A 3,233-nucleotide genomic window follows, 5' to 3' on the forward strand; every position below is an offset into this window, starting at 1 on the left:
CCTCCGGCGCCCTGTCCTCCTCCGGGCCGGCTTCCGGCGTCGTTCCCGCGCCCGCGACCCCCGCCGACGCGTCAAGCGGTCCGGACCCGTACGCCGAGGCGCAGGCCGCGGCCGTGGAGAACCTGCTGCGCTGCTGGGCGCGCGAGACCGACGCCCGTGCTCCCGACAACGGCGACCTCGACGTACCGCTGCCGTCGAGCGGTACCGCCCTGGCCGTTCCCGTCCTCTACTGGTCGCCGACGGGATGGCACCGCTTCGGCCTCCCGCGCCTGGCCGACGCGCCCGCCTCGGCCCCACCCGTCGACGCCGTCACCGTCGCCGCGCTGCTCGCACGGGAGAGGGCCGACGGGCCGGGGGGCGGCCGGCGGGGGCGTATAAACAAAAACGAGCCCCCCAGACCATGTACACACGGGGGGTGGGGGGGGGGGGGTGTGTGTACCCATCGGGGGGGGGGCTAAAAACGGCCCCGGCGGCCACCCGCGGGGGCCCCCCCCCGTGCCCGTTGCCGGTGTCTCAGGCCGCGGCCGCCGTGCCGCCCTCCTGCTCCTCCTCGATGCGGGCGTTCCACTCCCGCTTGGAGGCCTGCCAGCCGTCCTCGTTGTGGCCCAGGCGCCAGTAGCCGGAGATCGACAGGTCCTCGCGCGGGATCTCGCGCTCGACCCGCAGGAGCCGGCGCAGCTCCTTCACGAAACTCGCCTCGCCGTGCACGAACGCGTGCACCCGGCCCGCCGGGAACTCCAGTGCCCGTACGGCCTGCACGAGGGCCTCGCCGATGGGCCGGTCCCCGCGGTGCAGCCAGACGACCTCCACGTCGGAGCCGATCTTCTGCTCCTCCGCCGGGCCGGAGACCTCGACGAAGGCGAAGGCCTTGGCGCCCTTGGGCAGCGCCTCCAGGGAGCGGGCGATCGCGGGCAACGCGCTCTCGTCGCCGACGAGCAGATGCCAGTCGGCGCTCACGTCGGGCGCGTAGGCACCGCCGGGTCCCATGAAACGCACGACCTCGCCGGGTCGTGCCCGCAGCGCCCAGGGACCGGCCAGGCCCTCGTCCCCGTGGACCACGAAGTCCAGGGCGAGCTCCCTGGTTTCGGGGTCCCAGCTCCGCACCGTGTACGTCCGGGTCACCGGCCACTGCTCGCGCGGGAACTCCTCACGGATCCGCTGCATGTCGAACGGCTCCGGATAGGTCACGCCGTCGGCGCCGAACAGGAGCTTCACATAGTGGTCGGTGCAAGTGTCCGCCGCGAAGTCCGCGAGGCCGTCGCCGCCCAGGACCACGCGCTGCATGTGCGGGGTGAGCCGCTCCGTGCGAACGACCTGGGCGGAATGGGGCTTCCGCGGCCTGCGTCCCGGGCGCTCTGCCATGACGGCCTCCTGCTCCATTGGTTAGGTTTACCTAAGTTAGCATCCCCTTTTGACCAACACCTTCATCATGCGGACCGGGTGAACGCGTTTTGCTGGAAAATGACCTGCGCCGCTCACGCGCCCAGCGTCGTCAGAAGCCGGTGCAGGGAACCCCCCAGTCCCCAGCGCATCGCCAGCGCGTCCAGCCCCGCCGGGTCGCGCGGCGCGTGCGGCAGCCTCGTGTCGACGTCCGGAAGCGGTACGTCGGCGGCGACCCGTACCACCTTCGGCGCGACGGCGACATACGGCCGGGCCTCCTCCAGCCGCTTGCGCTGGGAGGGCGTGAGCTTCGCCTTCGGGTCGTCCACCGCAGCCATGATCCCGTCCAGGTTCCCGAACTCGGCCAGCAGTTTGGCGGCCGTCTTCTCGCCGACGCCGGGCACACCGGGCAGTCCGTCGCTCGGGTCGCCGCGCAGCAGCGCCAGATCCGCGTACCCACTGCCGTCGACCCCATACTTCTCGCGCAGCAGGGTCTCGTCGGTCATCTGCAGCGTGCCCACGCCCTTGAGCGGGTACAGCACCCGCACACCCCGGGCGTCGTCGACCAGCTGGTACAGGTCGCGGTCACCGGTGACGATGTCCACCGGTCCACCGGCGCGCGCGGTGAACGTGCCGATCACGTCGTCGGCCTCGTACCCCTCGACGCCGACCCGTGCGATGCCGAGCGCGTCGAGCACGGCCTCGATGACCGGTACCTGCGGGGAGAGTGTGTCCGGCACCTCCTCCTCGTCGGGTCCCGTCTCGTGCTCCTCGGCGACCCGGTGCGCCTTGTAGGAGGGGATGAGGTCGACCCGCCACTGCGGCCGCCAGTCGGCGTCCATGCAGGCCACCAGGAGGTCCGGCCGGTGGTCCTTGACCAGCCGGTCGATGAAGTCCAGCAGCCCGCGCACGGCGTTCACCGGTGTGCCGTCCGGAGCCCGCACGGAGTCCGGGACGCCGAAGTAGGCACGGAAGTACAGCGAGGCGGTGTCGAGGAGCATCAGTCGTCCGGTCACGCCACGCATCATGCCGCACGGCACCGACAGTCACGCGTCGGCGCGGAGCGGCAGCCTCCACAGCCGGCGCCGGCGCGGCTGTTCCGTGACGAGCGTGGCGGCGGCCAGCAGGGACACGAGGACGGCGGCCCAGGCGGGCAGCACGAACCATGCCGAGACCACGGCCGCGACGAGCTGGAGCAGTACCAGTGCCACGGTGACCGGCCCCGGAACGGCGACGATCACGCTCGCCTTGTCACCCGGCGTCGCGAAGACGGTCGGGAGACCGATCAGCAGCACCACCGAGAGCACGGCGAGCGGCCGGGAGTACCCGGCGAGGGCCCAGGGTGTCGCCACCCAGGCCACGAGTTCCGTCGCGAAGCGCAGAGCGGACGCGAGACGGTCGTCCGGTCGTTCCACGGTCGTCCCCCCAACAGCGATGTGCACCACCGGCGGTGATCCTAGGCACCCGACGCGTCCACGAGAAGGATCCGGCCAACCACGTAGCGCTACGCCCTCGCCCAAGCTCCGCGCGGCCGCCGGCCGGAGCGGCCGATCGCGCACGGTACCGAAGGCGTGACACGGGACCGCGTGCCCGCCGCCCGCGGGCGAGAAGGCCTCGACCACTGGCGCGAACCGTAGGGGTGGGGTGCGCGCGACATGACATGGATGTGACGGCCGCGTGAAACGGTTTGCCGAACATGCGTAGGGTGCAGAGAACTCATCAGGAGCGGTGGGGCCCGCGGCCGGGGACCCCCCCGCGCGCCCGCCCGCGGAGAGGGGGTGCAGGGCCGCTGGGGGGCCCAACCAAAAAAAACACCGCCCGCTGGGGGGGGGCGGGCCGGCGGGGCGCCGGGG

The 3,233-nt window shown here is 72.5% G+C and carries 3 protein-coding genes and 1 pseudogene; 1 reads left to right on the top strand and 3 read right to left on the bottom strand.

The window, feature by feature from the left end:
• Positions 1–11: 11 nt before the first annotated feature.
• Positions 12–356 (top strand): annotated as a pseudogene (locus ACFW2E_RS18055) (iron transporter); the annotation flags it as partial.
• A 157-nt stretch (positions 357–513) separates the two neighbouring features.
• Here ACFW2E_RS18055 and ACFW2E_RS18060 read toward each other — a convergent pair.
• From ACFW2E_RS18060 to ACFW2E_RS18070, 3 genes are all read right to left on the bottom strand, one after another.
• Entirely contained in the window at positions 514–1,362 is an 849-nt protein-coding gene (locus ACFW2E_RS18060) for a siderophore-interacting protein (RefSeq protein ID WP_384467475.1), read from the bottom strand.
• Between the two features lie 113 nt (positions 1,363–1,475).
• Positions 1,476–2,405: a 5'-3' exonuclease H3TH domain-containing protein gene (locus ACFW2E_RS18065; protein WP_384467510.1), complete on the bottom strand. Its 930-nt coding sequence runs from the start codon at positions 2,403–2,405 to the stop codon at positions 1,476–1,478.
• 21 nt (positions 2,406–2,426) lie between these two features.
• Entirely contained in the window at positions 2,427–2,795 is a 369-nt protein-coding gene (locus tag ACFW2E_RS18070; RefSeq protein WP_384467477.1) for a hypothetical protein, read from the bottom strand.
• Between the last annotated feature and the right edge of the window lie 438 nt (positions 2,796–3,233).

The sequence above is a fragment of the Streptomyces sp. NPDC058964 genome (assembly GCF_042741275.1).
Classification (GTDB): domain Bacteria; phylum Actinomycetota; class Actinomycetes; order Streptomycetales; family Streptomycetaceae; genus Streptomyces.

Bases quoted from the DNA above. Each gene is read 5' to 3' on its own strand.
- ACFW2E_RS18060 (WP_384467475.1), bottom strand. From the start codon at position 1,362: ATGGCAGAGCGCCCGGGACGCAGGCCGCGGAAGCCCCATTCCGCCCAG.
- ACFW2E_RS18065 (WP_384467510.1), bottom strand. From the start codon at position 2,405: ATGCGTGGCGTGACCGGACGACTGATGCTCCTCGACACCGCCTCGCTG.